This window comes from Nocardia sp. NPDC024068, from assembly GCF_040638875.1.
Taxonomy (GTDB): domain Bacteria; phylum Actinomycetota; class Actinomycetes; order Mycobacteriales; family Mycobacteriaceae; genus Nocardia.
In genome coordinates this window covers 1-15,371 of the sequence record NZ_JBEZYU010000087.1, presented here as the reverse complement: position 1 = coordinate 15,371, position 15,371 = coordinate 1, and the positions used below count along the sequence as shown (strand labels likewise).

The following is a 15,371-nucleotide window of genomic DNA, read 5'->3' as shown; positions in this document are numbered from 1 at the left end:
GCGCGGTGGTCGATCAGATGCGCCGCCCCATAGGACCGCGCGGAGGCCAGTTTCGCCGCCGAGGACGCCACGGCGATCACCTCCGCGCCGAGCGCGACACCCAGTTGTACCGCGGCCAGCCCGACTCCGCCCCCGGCGCCCAGAACGATCACCTTCTCACCCCGTTCGACCCGGGCGACCGACCGCAGCGAATGGTAGGCGGTGCGGTAGGCGACGCCGAATGCGGCGGCGGTCAGGTCGTCGACGGAGTCCGGGATCGTGGCGAGATGCGTCGCCGGTACGACGATCTCGTCGGCGAAAGCGCCGTACAGACCGGTACCGGTGACGCGATCGCCCACGGCGATCCCGTGACAGCCGGGTCCCAGCTCTTCGACGGTACCGGCGAATTCGCTACCCGGTACGAAGGGTGGCGGCACGGTGATCTGGTACTTCCCGGCGATCAGCAGTACGTCCGGGAAGTTGGCGGCGGCCGCGTGGACCCGGATGCGGACCTGCCCGTCACCGGGACGCGGCGGCTCCCGGTGTGCGAGCCGGAGCACCTCGGGTGTGCCGAATTCGGGGCAGATCACCGCCCGCCCGGATGTCATCGGCCCTGCCACTCCGGGGCGCGCTTCTCCATGAACGCCATCGCGCCCTCCTTGGCGTCCGCGCTCGCGAAAACCACCTCCTGCCAGTGCCGGAGCCGTTCCGCGGCCTTCGCGGTGTCGGTGACCGACAGGCGCACCAGCTCCTTGCAGGCCGCGACCCCGAGGGGTCCGTTGGCGGCGATGCGCTCGGCGAAGCCGAGCGCGGTGTCGAGCACCTGATCGGCCGGGACCACGGCGTTGATCAGCCCGATCTCGTAACCGCGCGCCGCGGAGAAGAATTCGCCGGTCAGGGTGAGCTGCAGCGCGATTCCCAGCGGAATGCGCTCGGCGATGTAGGTGCCGCCCCCGCCGGGGAAGAGCCCGCGCTGCACTTCGGGAAGCCCGAATTTCGCGGTGTCGGCGGCGACGATCAGATCGCAGCCGAGCAGCACTTCCAGCCCGCCCCCGACCGCGGTGCCGTTCGCGGCACCCACCACCGGGACCTCCACCGCGCCCCGGGTCAGCCGCTGGAACGCCCGGTTCTCCGGGGTATCGCTGAACCCCACGTCCTCGCCGCCGGAGAACGCGCGCAGGTCCATCCCGGAGCAGAAGGCCCGGTCGCCCGCCGCGGTGAGGACCAGCGCCCGGATTCCAGGATCGCGTTCGGCCTCGATGACCGTCGCGCCGATCGCGCCGATCAGGTTCCCGTTGAGTGCGTTACGCGCCTCGGGGCGGTTCAGGGTGAGAACGGTGACCGGGCCGCGCCGGTCCACCAGGAATTCTTCGTCGCTCATGACCGGTACTCCGTTGTTTCGGCGAGCTCGGCGGCCGATCGCATCAGTTCGGGAACGATCGGGCCGAAGGACTGCAGTTTGATATCGTCACCCGCGCGCTGAAATCCCTGTTCCAGCACTATCGCGAGCTTCCACTGGGCCAGGACGAGGTAGTAGTCGAGGTCGTCGACCTGACGCCCGGACACCTCGGCGTAGTGCGCCACCACCTGGTCGCGGGAGGGCATGCCGTACATATCGACGTATCCGGACTCGCTCGCCTCGGGAGCGGAGGTGTCCTCGGGCCAGCCCTGCACCATCCAGGCCAGATCCAGTTTCGGATCGCCGACGGTGCCCATCTCCCAGTCCACGATGGCGGCCAGGCGGGCCGGCTCGCCGTCGCGGTACATGACATTGGCGAACTGGTAGTCGCCGTGCATGAGACCCGGGATGTAGTCCAGCGGACGGTGTTCGCGCAACCAGCGGGTCGCGGTTTCCATCCCCTCGAGTTCGCGGCCCTTGATCCTTTCGAAGAATCCGGTCCAGCGCGCGACCTGCCGTTCGTGGAAGCCGTCCGGGCGGCCCAGATCGTGCAGGCCGCGGGCCCGCCAATCCACGTTGGACAGCAGCGCGATCCCCTCGGCGAGCTGATAGGCCAGCCCCGCGCGGGCGGTGAGGTCGGTATCGAACGGGGCGGGCCAGACCCGGCGGAGGTCCATCGGCGACCAGCCGTCCACGAAACCCATCAGGTAGAAGGTCCGTCCGAGTACCGACGGATCGGTGCAGACCCCCACGGCGGCGGTATGCGGGACATCGGATCCGTCGAGGGCCTCGATGATCCGCCATTCCCGCAGGATTCCGGCGTCCCGGTCGGCCGGGGCGTGGGTGGGCGGAATCCGCAGTACACAGCGGTGCTCGCCGCGGATGATCTCGTAGATCTCGTTCTGCGTCCCGCCCGAGAGCAGTTTCGTCTGCAGCGGTTCGCCCTTGCCCGGGAGCCCGGCCTCGTCCATCCACGGCGCCAGCGGCGCGAAGTCGATCACAGGTTGCCCACCTCGTTCTCCAGATAGCCGGCGTACTTCGCTCGCGCCGATTCGAGCTTGCGGGGAATCCATTCGGTGGGCCACAGATCGTCGCTGGGCCGGTAGTCGCGCAGCACTTGTTTGGCCACGGTCATCTTGTGGACCTCGGTGGGTCCGTCGGCCAGGCCCATCACCCCGGCGCCGTGGATCATCGTGAAGAACGGCAGCTCGTTGGAGGTGCCCAGGGCGCCGTGCACCTGCATGGCCCGCCAGGCGATATCGTGCAGCACGGTCGGCATCACGACCTTCACCGCGGCGATATCCTTGCGGACCTTCTTGTAGTCGTTGTACTTGTCGATCTCCCACGCGGTGTAGAGCACCAGCAGCCGGAACTGTTTCAGCTGCGCGTAGGAGTCGGCGATATAGCCCTGTACGAACTGTTTATCGGACAGCCGGCTACCCGCGGTCTCGCGGCTCAGCGCCCGTTCGCACATCATGTCGAGGGCGCGCTGGGCCAGGCCGATGGTGCGCATGGCGTGATGGATGCGGCCACCGCCCAGCCGCGTCTGCGCGATCACGAACGCCTGACCCTCCCCGCCGAGCAGGGCCTCGGCCGGAACCCGCACATCGCGGTAGTGGATGAGGGCGTGGGAGCCGTCGTCGAGGGGTTCGCCGGCGAGCCCGATATTGCGTTCGATCTCGATACCGGAGGTGTCGGCCGGGACCAGGAACATCGACATGCCTTTGTACGGACTGACGTCCGGGTCGGTCACCGCCATGACGATCAGGAAGGCGGCGGTGCGGGCATTGGAGGAGAAGAACTTCCAGCCGTTGATCACCCAGTCGTCGCCGTCGCGTTCGGCGCGGGTACGGAACAGGGTGGGGTCGGCGCCGGCCTGCGGTTCGGTCATCGAGTAGCAGGAGAACAGTTCACCCTCCAGCAGCGGCCGCAGATATCTCTCCTTCTGCGCCGCTGTGCCGTAGTGGGCGATGATCTCGGCATTGCCGGTATCGGGCGCCTGGCAGCCGAAGACGATCGGTGCCCAGGAACTGCGGCCCAGGATCTCGTTGAGCAGGGCCAGTTTCAGTTGCCCGTACCCCTGACCGCCCAGTTCCGGACCGAGATGGGTGGCCCACAGCCCCTGTTCCCGCACCCGCTGTTTGAGCGGATCGATCGCCGCCCTGCGGGCGCCCTCCAAGGGCACGAACTGCTGATGTGGCCAGACCAGATCGAGCGGCTCGACCTCCTCACGGACGAACGCGTCGGCCCAGTCCAGTTTCTCCTGGAAGTCCGGGTCGGTGTCGAAATCCCACGCCATTTGCGCCTCCTCTCGTCGAGTGAGAATATCCTTCTTGTGAAGAAGAATGCAATTCTTTCGCCGGTGGATCCGGAATCGGGCCTGGTCGGCCGCATCGCCCGGAAAGCGGTCGCCGAACGCGAGGCGGAATACGCCGGCGAGATCCGCCGGCTGCTGGACGCGGCCCTGGACCAGGTGCGCCGATGCGGCCCGGCCGGACGTCCCCGGGTCGCCGATATCGTCGCCGCGGCCGGGTTGTCCAACGATGCGTTCTACCGGCATTTCCGCTCCAAGGACGCGCTCATGGCGGCCCTGCTCACCGATGGCACGGAACGCCTGGGTGACTACGTCGCGCACCGGATGGCGAAGGAGCCGGACCCGGCCGGCCGGATTCGCTGCTGGGTGGCCGCGATCCTCGCTCAGGCCGATGCCGCGATCGCCGCCGATACCCGGGCGGTGCTGTGCCAGACCGGTGCGCTGGGCGTGGATCTGGTGTCGGGCCGGGCCGGATCGGCGCCGCGGCGACTGGCCGAACTGCTGTACGCGCCGCTGGTCGAGTTCGGGGTGCGCGATCCGGAATACACCGCCGGGCTGCTCGCTTATTCGGTGGTGGGGAAGCTGTCGGAATACCTGTGGTCCGAGGTCGAACCGACGGCCGAAGAAGTGACGCGCCTGGGCGATTACTGCCTGGTTGTCGCCGCGGCCGCCGAGGCGGGCGGTGCGCCACCGGGGTGATCCGAGCGGGCGGCCTGTGGAATGCCTGCGAGCCAAACCAGTAAACATTGCAATCCTTATGAGGATTGTCGTAGGGTACGCTCATGGACTTCACGATGGGTGCGACCGCCGGGAAGCTCCGGGGCGAGCTGCGCCGGTTGATCGCCGACGAGGTCCCCGCCGACTTCCTCGGTGCCTTCACCGACGACCCCGCGGATCTCGCCGTCGCCCAGCGCTTCTGTGCCACACTCGCCGAGCGCGGTCTGCTGTGCCTGGCCTGGCCGGAGGAATTCGGCGGCCGCGGCGCCTCGATCTGGGAGCAGACCGTGGTGCGCGAGGAGATGTGGGCGCAGCACGAACCGCGCGGGGCGCAGTACATGGGTGTCAACTGGGTGGGTCCGACCATTATGCGGCACGGCACCCCGGAACAGCAGCGCAAACATCTGCCGCCGATCGCGCGCGGCGAGGTCATCTGGTGTCAGGGTTTCAGCGAGCCGGACGCCGGCTCGGACCTTGCCTCGCTGCGCACCACCGCCCGGCGCGACGGTGACGGCTGGTCGATCTCCGGCCAGAAGATCTGGACCTCGTACGCGACCATGGCGCAGTGGTGCTTCCTGCTCGCCCGCACCTCGAACGCGGGACGGAAACAACAGGGGCTCACCGTGTTCCTGCTGCCGATGTCGGATCCCGGCATCACAGTGCGGCCGATCGATGCCATGCTCGGCCCGCATCATCTCAACGAAGTGTTCTTCGACGGCGTCCGCGCGACCGAGGCCGACGCGCTGGGCGAGGTGGATCAGGGCTGGTCGGTCGTCCAGGAGGTGCTGGCCTTCGAACGGGTCGGGATCGCCCGCTACGCCCGCTGCGAGCGGTTGCTGCACGCGGCGCCCGAGGTGCTCGGCGCGGCCTGGGACGAGGTCCCGGCCGCCCTGCGCGGACGCTGGGCGCGGATGCTCACCCGCTGCCGCCGAGCCCGGCTGCTCGCGTATCAGGTGGTGTCGCTGCAGAGTTCGGGCACCGTCGCCCCGGGCGATGCCGCCGCCTACCGGATCGCGGTCACCAGGCTGGACCAGGAGAGCGCGGAGCTGCTGGTGGAACTCGCCGCGGCCGTGCCGGCCGATTCGCCGGAGCGCCGCCGATTCCGCAGTGCTGTTCACGATCACTGGCGTTACGCCAACGCCGCCACGGTGGCGTCGGGGAGTATCGAGGTGCAGCGGATCCTGCTCGCACGCGAACTCCTGGCTCCCCGTGGCGATTCGGCCCGGCGGACACGGGCCGCGGACCACGGGGAAGGCCGTCCTCCGGTACCCGGGCGGGCTGCGTCGTGAAAGCCGCCCTCCGATCGCTGCCGGCCCGAGGTGATTCGCGCACCGTCGATGAACCGCGGGTCGCCACCGCGCCGGAATTGCCCGGGCAGCCCGTTCCCACCATGGCGTCCGGGTGGGCCGCCTCGGTTCCCGGCGGGGAGACGGCGGCACACCACCGCAGGGGATACCGCGGCCGGCGCAGGAGGACAGTGTGAGTACGTCGAGTGAGACCGTCGAATCCGATCACGAGGTGCGCCTCGAACTCGCTACCGAGGCCCAGGAATTCGGCCGCGAGGTGGTTCGCGCGCTACGTGCGGCCGGCGGGGACGAACTGGTGCAGCGGGCCGAACGCGAACCCGCCCGCCGCCGGGAGCTGATCGAGCCGGTGCTCGGAGATCTGGGCGCCTGGGACCTGGCACCGCGGCGCGATCCGGTCGAACTGGAAGCGGCCGCGGCGCTGTGTCGCGGGGCCGGTTACTGGGCGACGCCCTACCCGGTCGCGGAGCGGCTGGCGCGATCCGAGGACCCCGAATTCGACGGATTGATCGTGGTGGGCGGTCCCGAACCCGCGGGGCAGGTCGCCGAGGTGGATCTGCGCTGGGCGACCGTCGCGCTCGACGGCGCCCGCGGCGCGGCCGTCCCGATCGGGCCCGAGGTCGCGACCCGGGACGCCGCCTTCGTCACCCGGTTCGAGATCCGGCCGCTGCCCGGCGACGGCTCCGCCGATCTCGCACTCGCGCTGACCCTGCCGTGCTGGACCCTGCTGGGCATGCTGGACCGGGCGCTGGAACTCGCCCGGGCCCATGTCCAGGTCCGCGAACAGTTCGGGCGGTCGCTGAGCGAATTCCAGGGGGTGCAGTTCCAGCTCACCGATGCCGAGGTCGAACGGAGGGGAGTCGATCTGCTGGCCCGGTACGCGCTGTGGAGTATCCAGTGCGGGCGTCCCGATGCCGTCGACGACGCGCTCGCCTTGCGGCTGGCCGCGCTGGAGGCCGCCGATATCGTGTTCCGGATCGCCCATCAGCTGCACGGCGCCACCGGTTTCTGCGACGAGACCACGCTGTCGTGGTTGTCCCGGTACAGTCTCCCGCTGCGGCGGTTGCCGGTCGGCCCGGTGGGTACCGAGGAACTGCTGTCCGGCCGGATCGGCCGCCGCGGTCTGGCCGGTCTGTTCTCCGATCCGGCGGGAGTGTGAGGCGCTGTGCGATACGACCTGCCCGACGTGCTGACGGTCACAGCGGAGGGCCCACTCCGCACCGTGACGATCAACCGCCCGGATGAACTGAACGCGGTGAACGCCGATCTGCACCGGGCGCTGGCCCAGGTGTGGCGGCAACTGGCCGCCGATACCGAGGCGCGCGTGGTGATCCTGACCGGTGCGGGCCGGGCGTTCAGCGCCGGCGGCGATCTGGACTGGATCACATCTTTCCTGGACGATCCGGTGGCCCGCGACGAGAGCATCCGCGAGGGCGCGGAGATCATCGAGGAGCTGCTGCGTTTCCCGCTGCCGGTGATCGCGGCCGTGAACGGACCGGCCGTGGGCCTGGGCGCGAGTATCGCGATCCTCAGCGATATCGTGCTCATCTCCGACCGCGCCCATCTGGCCGATCCGCACGTCGCGGTGGGGCTGGTGGCGGGGGACGGCGGCGCGGCCTTCTGGCCGCTGCTCACGCCGATCCTGCGGTCGCGCGAATATCTCTACACCGGTGACCGTATCGACGCCGCGACCGCGGTGGAGCTGGGGCTGGCGACCAGGATGGTGCCCGCCGACGAGCTCGCCGAGGCCGCGCGCACGCTGGCCGGCCGGCTGGCGACACAGCCGCAGGGCGCGCTGAGCAGCACCAAACGGGTGGTGAACATGTATCTGTCCCAAGCGCTGGCGGGTCCGCTGCAGGCCGGTTTCGCGGCCGAAGTGGTGACCATGCAGTCGGACGAACACCGCGACCGGTTGCACGCCCTGCGCGACCGGGCGCGGCGCTGAGGCGGGACGGCGATGGCCGCGCACAGCGATGTCGCCGCCTTCCGCACCGAAGTGCGGGACTGGTGCCGGGCCAACATCCCGTCCGGGTGGCGGGATGCCCAGATCGGCGCCACCGATGCCGAATTCGTCGCGTTCCAGCAAGATTGGTTTCAGCGATTGCGGTCGGCCGGGTACGCGGTCCCGCATTGGCCGGGCGAGTACGGCGGCGGGATGCCGATACCGGAGCAGATCGTCCTCTACCAGGAACTCGCCGCGCACGATGCGCCGCGGCTGGTCCTGGCGTTCGTCGCGATCCATCATGCCGCGGCCACCCTGCTGGCCGCCGGCACTTCCGCCCAGCGTGACCGCCATCTTCCGGCGATTCTGGACGGTGAACTCTGGGTGCAGGGCTTCTCCGAGCCCGGTGCGGGTTCGGATCTGGCCGCCCTGCGCACCACCGCACGCCGCGACGGTGACGACTATGTGGTCACCGGGCAGAAGGTGTGGGCGAGCGGGGCGCAGTACGCCGACTGGTGCCTGCTGCTGGCCCGTACCGATCCGGACGCGCCCAAACGCAAGGGCATCTCGTATTTCGTGATGGATATGCGCAGCCCGGGAATCGAGGTCCGGCCCATCCGGCAGGCGACCGGCGAATCGCATTTCTGCGAGATATTCCTGGACCAGGTGCGGATACCGGCCGCGAATCTGCTCGGCGCGGAGAACCGGGGCTGGCAGCTGGCGCAGCAGACCCTGGGCGCCGAACGCGGCCTGACCATGCTGGAACTCGCCGAACGCCTCGGCAATGCCGGATTCGGATGGCTGCTGGACGAATGCCGCAGACCCGATCCCACCGGCAGGCGGCCCGTGGACGATGCCGTGATCGCCGATCGGCTGGCCCGGCTCGAGATCGAACTGACCGGATTGCGTTCGCTGTGCCGGGATCTGGTCGAACGCCATGTCGCCGGGACGGCCGGCCCGGCCGACGCGTCGATCGTGAAGCTCTACTACAGCGAACTCCTGCAGCGGATTACCGATTTCGGCGCCGAGATCAGCGGTCTGACCGGCCAGACCGTTCTGCAGAAGCCGATGTCCGGTGGCTGGGAATCGGGTGCCTGGGTGCTGGATTTCCTCGGTTCCTGGGAGTGGACCATCCCCGGCGGCAGTAGCGAGATCCAGCGGACCATCATCGGGGAACGCGGCCTGGGCCTGCCCCGCGAACCGGCGGGAGCGTGATGAGCGGCGAGTTCGGAGAATTCCACGATGAACTGCGCACGGTCGCGCGGGAACTACTGGGCAAAGACGGTGACACCGAGCCGGTCGGCTGGCCGGGACTGGCGGGTGCGGGGTGGACCGGGCTCGAGGTCGCGGCCGGCTACGACGGCGCCGGGGCGACCTTCACCGAGGTCGCGATTCTGCTGGAGGAGGTCGGCCGGGCGGCGGCGCGGACCGCGTACCCGAGTGTGGCCGCGGCGGGTATCGGGGCACTCACCCTGCTCGATTCCGATACCCGCCGGGACGGACTGTTACGCGCTACCGTCGCGGGCACCGCGCTACCGATCGCGGTGCTGGAAGGAAATATGGTGCCGGCGGCCGGCGGCGAAACGGCTTGTGCCGGCACCGGAGGCATAGTACCCGGCTTCCGGTTGACCCAAACGTCGGAGGGGTTCGAGTTGTCCGGATCCGCGGATTTCGTCCCGGACGCCCCGGCCGCGACCATACTGCTGATTCCCGCGCTAGATCCGTCCGGGGCGATCCGCGTCGTCGTGGTGGAACCCGATACTGCGGGGTTGCGGATCACCGCGCGGCCCGTGGTGGACGCGACCCGGGCTCTGGGCCGGGTGGACGCCGACGCGGTGCCGCTCGTGCCGGAATCCGTACGGCCCTTCCGCTCCGATATCGACCGCGGTCTGCGTATCCTCTTCGACCGGGCCGCCCTCGCGGTCGCCTGTGACAGCGTGGGGATCGCCGCGGCCATGCTGGACGCGACCGTCGAATACGCCCGCGTCCGTACGCAGTTCGATCGGCCCATCGGATCGTTCCAGGCCGTCAAGCACGCCTGCGCCGATATGCTCGTGGAGCTCACGATCGCGCGGCGTCTGCTCGCCGAGGCCCTGGCCGTCGCGTCGGACGCGTCCCCGGAAAGCAGCCGTGCGGTGGCGATCGCGAAGGCGTACGCCGGTGAGGCCGGCGTCCGGATCGCGGGTAAGGCCATGCAGTTGCACGGCGGTATCGGGTACACGTGGGAGAGCGGAATCCACCGCTACCTCAAACGTGCGACGCTGAACCGCGCGCTGTTCGGCAGCCCGGCCGACCTTCGTCGCGAGATCGCGCGCGACTACCTACGGCCCTGACCCGCTAGCGGTCACCGCCCGGAACGCACCAGGCCGTCGGCCATTCTGCGCACCTTCTCGACGCTGCCGGTATCGCCCGGTCGCCGCGGCTCCGGTCAGGGGAGTGGCTGCGACCGGTCGAGGATCGCGTCGACGGTCTCCGCGACCGTGAGATCGGAGTTATCGAGCCACAATCCGATACGCGGGGTGGTGCTGCGCAGGCCGGAATCCAGATCTGCGACGGTGAACGTGCCATAGGCCTTCTTGGCGCGGCCCGCCTCCCGGGCGGCGACCACCTCGGGACGCGGAACCAGGACGATCACATGGCACGGCCGGGTCCGGATCTGCTCGGCGAACCACGGCAGCTGCTCGCCGAGCACCACATCCTGCACCACTGCCGCGAACCCGGCGGCGGCATACGCGTCGGCGCTCGCGGCCGCGAGCCGGTAGCGCAGCCGCAACTGCTCGAGGGCGGCAGCCGACGGATCGGGACTCATCTCGGCCCGGCCGTTGACCACGAAGGTGCGGAAAGTATCACCGCGGATATGTGCCGACCGCGGCAGCCGCCGCGCGAGCGCCTGCGCGACGGTCGATTTGCCGGCGGCTTGGACTCCGGTGATGAGGTATACGGTCCCGGTCACGACCGACAGGGTGGCCGATCCGGTACCGGGTACGCAATCCAATTCTCCGGCTGCGCCGGTCGTCCACCTGCTCGGTGGCCGGCCGCCCGTCCGCGGAATGAGTGAATCGGAGCGTGTGTCCCGAGGTCGACGACACCGGAAACCGCGGTCGCGATCCGGCCGCACGGATCGTGACCGTATCGGGTGGGCGCTCCGGCATAGTCGGTTTCGGTGGCGCGCCGTCCGGCCCGGTCATAGGTGTAGTGCCAGGCGTCACCTAGCGGGTTGGTGATACCGAGCAGCCGGCGCTGCGTATCCCAGGTGTCCGGCCGCTGTTCGCGGCAGGTTTACGGCGAGGAGAGCCGTTCGGCGGCCAGCTTGCGGAGATCGGCGGATTTGATCTTGGCGCTTCCGGTGAGGGCGAGATCCTCCTCGGTGAAGAACAGGATCTCCCGGGGAACCTTGTAGCTGGCCAGGTGCGCCCGCAGATGGTCGCGGATCTCCGCGGGCACCAGATCCCGGCCGGTGTGCGGAACCACGCAGGCGACCACCATCTCTCCGAGGGTGTCGTGCGCAACGCCCACCGTGCGGCCGATTTTCACTCCGGGGTACCGGCCGAGCACATCGTCGACTTCCAGGGGAGAAACGTTCGCGCCGCCGGTTTTGATGATGTCGGTGAGCCGGCCCTCCCAGTACAGCCGCCCCTGTTCGTCGAGGCGGCCGCCGTCGCCGGTGTGGAAGTACCCGTCGTCGTCGAGGGTTTCGTCCAGCGGGGTGCCCAGGTAGCCGAGCATCAGCGTCGGGCCCTTGATGCAGATCTCGCCGTGGTCACCGCGCCCGAGCACCGCACCGGTGAGCGGCTCGGCGATTTTCACCGTCACACCCGGCAGCGGGACACCACTGCTGCCCGCGATCACCTCCTCCGGGGTGCAGGCCGGGAAACAGGTGGTGATGGTGAAGGTTTCGGTATTGCCGTAGGCGTGACCGGGTTCGGTCCAGTCGGTGTCGATGGTGGGGTGGGTGGCCAGCGGCAGATCACGGTCGACGAAGCGGAGACTGCTCAGATCCGCGGTCTCCCAGTTCGGCGCGCCCTGGAGCTGCGCGTGCTGGTGTGGCCAGGCCACCGGGAAGGTCACCCGGTGCGAGTGCATGAGATCCAGTGCGGCGGTGGCATCGAAGAGCGGCTGCAGGATCAGCGTTCCGCCCGCGGCGAGGGTCGCGCCCAGGGCCTGGGCGAAGTTACCGGACCAGAAGAAACCGTTGGCGGTCCAGCAGCGCACGTCGTCGTCCGGGCCGAATCCGAACATCCGGCGGAAACGCCACATCTGGATGGCGACACCGCGATGCGCGCTGCGGATACCCTTCGGCTTGCTGGTGGTACCGGAGGAGAAATACAGCACGGCGGTATCGCTGGGCTGGACGGTCGCGGTCGCGGCATCGACCAGCGCGGGGTCGATATCGGTGCCGCGCGCCAGGAAGGCGTCCCAGGTTTCCACCGCCGTGCCGGGTACCGGATCGCCGACCGAGGCCAGATGACGCAGGAAAGGATAGGCGGTGGAATCGATTCGTCCCGGTACGGCGCCGGACAGCCCCGGCTCCAGATCGGTGAGTACCGTGCCGAAATCCGTTTTCGCCACCTGCCGTTCGAAGAGCAGGACCGAGACGCCCGAGATGCGGAGCAGATGGTCCAGCTCCGGTGGGGTGGAGAAGGTGCTCAACGCCACCGCCACCCCACCGGCCAGCGACGTGCCGAATACCGCCGCGAGCCATTCGGCGCGGTTGGTCATCAGCACCCCGACCCGGCTGTCCTTGCCGACCCCGCAGGCACGCAGTGCCCGCGCGACCGCGTGCGCCCGGTCCCACAGTTCGGCGTAGGTCCATTCGGCGCCGTCGTCGGGTGCGACGAGAGCCGTCCGGTCGCGGTAGCTCTCGGTGACCTCGCGGAGGAAGCCCGGTAGGGTGAGCGTCCCGAGTCCGGGCTCCTCACTCAGCGGCGGTCCTGCGACGATCGCGGCCCGGTCGGGGGTGTGCTGGGTCCCGGTGCTCATCGCCGGTTGTCCTCTCTGACAGTGATTCCGCGACGGGTCGCGGGACCCGCCGCTACAGCGGGAGTTCGACCTCGGCGGTGCAGGAGACCAGCTTGCCGCCGTCTTGATTGGTGAGCGTGAGCTTCACCTGGACCAGGGGCACGCCCCAGGTGGATTCCGGGTTCTTGTCCACTATCTCGGCGTCGAAATAGGTGACGTCGCCTTCGAACGCGGGCAGCCGGAAATCGGCCTTGGTATGCCGCACCAGCCCGTCGTTGCCTGCCCAGTAGGCGAGGTAGTCGGTGCACCAGCCGCCCATCGTCGCCCCGTAACCGTAGGCCCGGGCCATCCCCACGTCACCGGCCTTCTCGGCATCGATATGACCGCGCGAGGGCCCGACGTAGAGACCGTCACGCAACCGCGGGTCGATTTTGGCTCCCTCTTCGTCGAATCCGAATCCCTCGGTCCAGCCCGGGTCCTGATAGACCCAGGGGTCCTCGACCCCCTCGGGAGCGGTCCACCGGAAGGTGCCCCAGATGTTGAAGAGGAAGGCCCGGTATTCGGTGGTGAAGCTGGCGATACTGTGTGGGCCGATCACCCGGCGCGGCAGTTTGTCGCCGACCTTCACCTCGTCGAAATGCGGTGACACCCCGAGCCGGTTGGACATCAGCCATTCGGTGCGCAGCGCGTCCACTTCGGCGAGTTCGGCGGCCGTCCACTTCTTGATCTCACCGAGCTGGTTCTCGTACATACCCCGCTTGTTCGCCTCTTCGGCGAGGTACCGGATGGCCGTAGACCGCTCCTTGGCGACGAGTACGCCGTGCTGGTTGCGGTGGACGGTATCGCCCCGGGAGAACATGGTGGGCCCGGCGAAATTCGTCTGCGCGACCTTGTAGTCGTGGAAGCGGCGTTCCTGGAACAGCTGGTCGCCCGGACGCACCGGGCAGCCGTAGAACCACCACTCCTCACCGCCGAAGATCAGGTGACTGTTGGGGATATGCCCCACGCAGGCCGGGGCCGCGCCGTGCCCGTAGTCCAGGGCGACGGCGATCGACTGCGGTGCGATGAGACCGCCGTAGCGTGATTCCCGCGCGAATTCCTGATCCCAGTGCAGCGGATTCGGGTAGTCCATCGCCATCACCCAGCGGCGGATATCGGAGGTACTGCACGGGTCCCAGAGTTGCCCGCCGCCGATCGGCTGACCGACCCGGTGGTCGACATCGCTGAGATCCAGTTCGACGGTGCTTTCTTCCGGCTTCTTGCTCACGAGAACTCCTGCTCAGCGATTCACATCGACGACGATCCGGCCCCGGACGGTTCCGGCGATGAACCCGCTCGCCGCCTCGATGGCCTCGCCGAGGGCGATTTCACCGGCGATCGAATCGAGCACGGCCGGGTCCAGATCGCGGGCGAGCCGGTTCCAGGCGTCGAGTCGTTTCTGTTTGGGCGCCATCACACTGTCCACGCCCAGCAGCGATACGCCGCGGAGGATGAAAGGGGCGACGGTCGCGGGGAAATCCATCCCCTGCGCCAGGCCGCAGGCGGCGACGGCGCCGCCGTAGCGGGTCTGCGCGGCCGCGTTGGCGAGCGTGTGGCTGCCGGCGGTATCGACCACACCTGCCCACCGCTCCTTCTGCAGCGGTTTGCCCTTCTCGGTGAGTTCGGCCCGGTCGATCACGGTGGTGGCGCCGAGCTGCTTCAGGTAGGCGTGTTCGTCCGCCTTCCCGGTCGCGGCGGCGACGGTGAAACCGGCCTTGGTGAGCAGGGCGATGGCCACACTGCCGACGCCGCCGGTCGCGCCGGTCACCAGGATCTCGCCGCTGCCGGGGGCGAGGCCGTACTTCTCCAGCGCGTCGACGCAGAGTGCGGCGGTATAGCCGGCGGTGCCGATGGACATGGCCTGGCGTTCGGTGAACTCGGTGGGCAGCGGGATCAGCCAGTCGCCGTCGAGGCGGGCGCGCTGCGCGAGTCCGCCCCAGTGGGTTTCGCCGACGCCCCAGCCGTTGAGGACCACCTTGTCGCCGGCCTTCCAGTCGGCGTGACCGCTGGTGACGACGGTGCCGGCGAGGTCGATACCGGGGACCATCGGGAATTTGCGGACCACGGGCGAGGCGCCGGTGATCGCGAGTGCGTCCTTGTAGTTGAGAGTGGAGTAGGCCACCTCGATCTCGACGTTGCCCTCGGGCAGCTGCGCTTCGTCGATCTCGGACAGTGCGACCTGCGGTCCGGTCTCACCTTTGTCGATGAGAATTGCGGAGAACATCGGTGATGTGGTCCTTCCTCGATCCATTCGGATATGTGCCGTTCCAGCATCTCGAACGGTGCTGTGCCGGTGGACGGGCGCCGGTTCCGCGCATGGGAGAGAATTATATTCTCTGAAACAAGAATCATATTTCCACTCGCATTATGCGCTGTCAACACCCTGGGCCGATCGGGCCCGCGGCGATCAGCGCGCGGTCCAGCCGCCGTCCACCACGATGGTCTGGCCGGTGATGTACCGGCCCGCGTCGCCGGCGAGCCACACAATGGCCCCGACGATGTCCTCGGCCGTGCCCTCGGTGGGCAGCGGGGTATTGCGGCGCAGGTACTCCCCGCCCTTATCGCTGTCGTAGAGGCTGTCGGTGATCTCGCTGCGGAAGAAACCCGGCGCCACCGTATTCACCCGGATGGAATGGCGCGCCCACTGCACGGCGAGTTCGGCGGTCAGTCCGGACAGTCCGGCCTTGCTCGCGGCATAGGACGCCTGCGGAATACCGG

15 protein-coding genes and 1 pseudogene are annotated in these 15,371 nt (G+C 68.9%); 6 read left to right on the top strand and 10 right to left on the bottom strand.

Translation table 11 applies throughout. The features are described 5' to 3' along the window. From AB0F41_RS30235 to AB0F41_RS30220, 4 genes are all read right to left on the bottom strand, one after another. Positions 1-587: alcohol dehydrogenase catalytic domain-containing protein (locus AB0F41_RS30235; protein WP_357429761.1), on the bottom strand; the 587-nt coding region annotated here is incomplete at its 3' end. Continuing rightward, positions 584-1,360, bottom strand: a complete 777-nt coding sequence (locus tag AB0F41_RS30230) for an enoyl-CoA hydratase-related protein (protein ID WP_357429759.1) — start codon at positions 1,358-1,360, stop codon at positions 584-586. The genes AB0F41_RS30230 and AB0F41_RS30235, both read right to left, overlap by 4 nt. Further along, the gene (locus tag AB0F41_RS30225; RefSeq protein ID WP_357429764.1) at positions 1,357-2,349 is read right to left on the bottom strand and encodes a phosphotransferase family protein; all 993 of its coding nucleotides are present in this window, start codon (positions 2,347-2,349) and stop codon (positions 1,357-1,359) included. The genes AB0F41_RS30230 and AB0F41_RS30225 overlap by 4 nt, the downstream gene beginning before the upstream one ends. Positions 2,350-2,375: 26 nt before the next feature. Next, positions 2,376-3,677: an acyl-CoA dehydrogenase family protein gene (locus tag AB0F41_RS30220; RefSeq protein WP_357429757.1), complete on the bottom strand. Its 1,302-nt coding sequence runs from the start codon at positions 3,675-3,677 to the stop codon at positions 2,376-2,378. Positions 3,678-3,713: 36 nt separating this feature from the next. On the opposite strand from AB0F41_RS30220, the gene AB0F41_RS30215 reads away from it, so the two are divergent. From AB0F41_RS30215 to AB0F41_RS30190, 6 genes are all read left to right on the top strand, one after another. Continuing rightward, complete coding sequence (locus tag AB0F41_RS30215; RefSeq protein WP_357429755.1) at positions 3,714-4,391, top strand: TetR/AcrR family transcriptional regulator; 678 nt, start codon at positions 3,714-3,716, stop codon at positions 4,389-4,391. An 83-nt stretch (positions 4,392-4,474) separates the two neighbouring features. After that, complete coding sequence (locus AB0F41_RS30210) at positions 4,475-5,698, top strand: acyl-CoA dehydrogenase family protein (RefSeq protein WP_357429753.1); 1,224 nt, start codon at positions 4,475-4,477, stop codon at positions 5,696-5,698. Between the two features lie 229 nt (positions 5,699-5,927). Continuing rightward, positions 5,928-6,872 carry an acyl-CoA dehydrogenase family protein gene (locus AB0F41_RS30205; RefSeq protein ID WP_357429763.1) on the top strand — a complete coding sequence of 315 codons (945 nt, stop codon included), beginning with the start codon at positions 5,928-5,930 and terminating at the stop codon, positions 6,870-6,872. A 6-nt stretch (positions 6,873-6,878) separates the two neighbouring features. Next, positions 6,879-7,658, top strand: coding sequence for an enoyl-CoA hydratase/isomerase family protein (locus tag AB0F41_RS30200; RefSeq protein ID WP_357429751.1), 780 nt, complete (start codon positions 6,879-6,881; stop codon positions 7,656-7,658). Between the two features lie 12 nt (positions 7,659-7,670). Then, on the top strand, positions 7,671-8,870 hold the full coding sequence (locus AB0F41_RS30195; protein WP_357429749.1) for an acyl-CoA dehydrogenase family protein: 1,200 nt from the start codon (positions 7,671-7,673) through the stop codon (positions 8,868-8,870). Continuing rightward, the gene (locus AB0F41_RS30190) at positions 8,870-9,988 is read left to right on the top strand and encodes an acyl-CoA dehydrogenase family protein (protein WP_357429747.1); all 1,119 of its coding nucleotides are present in this window, start codon (positions 8,870-8,872) and stop codon (positions 9,986-9,988) included. The genes AB0F41_RS30195 and AB0F41_RS30190 overlap by 1 nt, the downstream gene beginning before the upstream one ends. 95 nt (positions 9,989-10,083) lie before the next feature. Here the strand turns inward: AB0F41_RS30190 and AB0F41_RS30185 are convergent, their stop codons facing one another. The 6 genes and pseudogenes from AB0F41_RS30185 to AB0F41_RS30160 all read right to left on the bottom strand — a co-directional run. Beyond that, complete coding sequence (locus AB0F41_RS30185) at positions 10,084-10,608, bottom strand: AAA family ATPase (protein WP_357429745.1); 525 nt, start codon at positions 10,606-10,608, stop codon at positions 10,084-10,086. After that, positions 10,605-10,895, bottom strand: a pseudogene (locus tag AB0F41_RS30180) (RHS repeat domain-containing protein); the annotation flags it as partial. The gene AB0F41_RS30185 and the pseudogene AB0F41_RS30180, both read right to left, overlap by 4 nt. 39 nt (positions 10,896-10,934) lie before the next feature. Then, on the bottom strand, positions 10,935-12,635 hold the full coding sequence (locus AB0F41_RS30175; RefSeq protein ID WP_357429744.1) for a class I adenylate-forming enzyme family protein: 1,701 nt from the start codon (positions 12,633-12,635) through the stop codon (positions 10,935-10,937). Positions 12,636-12,687: 52 nt separating this feature from the next. Further along, positions 12,688-13,881: a MaoC family dehydratase N-terminal domain-containing protein gene (locus AB0F41_RS30170; protein ID WP_357429742.1), complete on the bottom strand. Its 1,194-nt coding sequence runs from the start codon at positions 13,879-13,881 to the stop codon at positions 12,688-12,690. A gap of 12 nt (positions 13,882-13,893) precedes the next feature. Then, the gene (locus tag AB0F41_RS30165; protein WP_357429740.1) at positions 13,894-14,877 is read right to left on the bottom strand and encodes an MDR family oxidoreductase; all 984 of its coding nucleotides are present in this window, start codon (positions 14,875-14,877) and stop codon (positions 13,894-13,896) included. A gap of 183 nt (positions 14,878-15,060) precedes the next feature. After that, positions 15,061-15,371: SDR family oxidoreductase (locus tag AB0F41_RS30160; RefSeq protein WP_357429738.1), on the bottom strand; the 311-nt coding region annotated here is incomplete at its 5' end.

Excerpts from the sequence above, each read along its gene's own strand:
- AB0F41_RS30230 (WP_357429759.1), bottom strand. The coding sequence starts at position 1,360 with ATGAGCGACGAAGAATTCCTGGTGGACCGGCGCGGCCCGGTCACCGTT.
- AB0F41_RS30225 (WP_357429764.1), bottom strand. The coding sequence starts at position 2,349 with ATGGACGAGGCCGGGCTCCCGGGCAAGGGCGAACCGCTGCAGACGAAA.
- AB0F41_RS30220 (WP_357429757.1), bottom strand. The coding sequence starts at position 3,677 with ATGGCGTGGGATTTCGACACCGACCCGGACTTCCAGGAGAAACTGGAC.
- AB0F41_RS30210 (WP_357429753.1), top strand. The coding sequence starts at position 4,475 with ATGGACTTCACGATGGGTGCGACCGCCGGGAAGCTCCGGGGCGAGCTG.
- AB0F41_RS30195 (WP_357429749.1), top strand. The coding sequence starts at position 7,671 with ATGGCCGCGCACAGCGATGTCGCCGCCTTCCGCACCGAAGTGCGGGAC.
- AB0F41_RS30190 (WP_357429747.1), top strand. The coding sequence starts at position 8,870 with ATGAGCGGCGAGTTCGGAGAATTCCACGATGAACTGCGCACGGTCGCG.
- AB0F41_RS30175 (WP_357429744.1), bottom strand. The coding sequence starts at position 12,635 with ATGAGCACCGGGACCCAGCACACCCCCGACCGGGCCGCGATCGTCGCA.
- AB0F41_RS30165 (WP_357429740.1), bottom strand. The coding sequence starts at position 14,877 with ATGTTCTCCGCAATTCTCATCGACAAAGGTGAGACCGGACCGCAGGTC.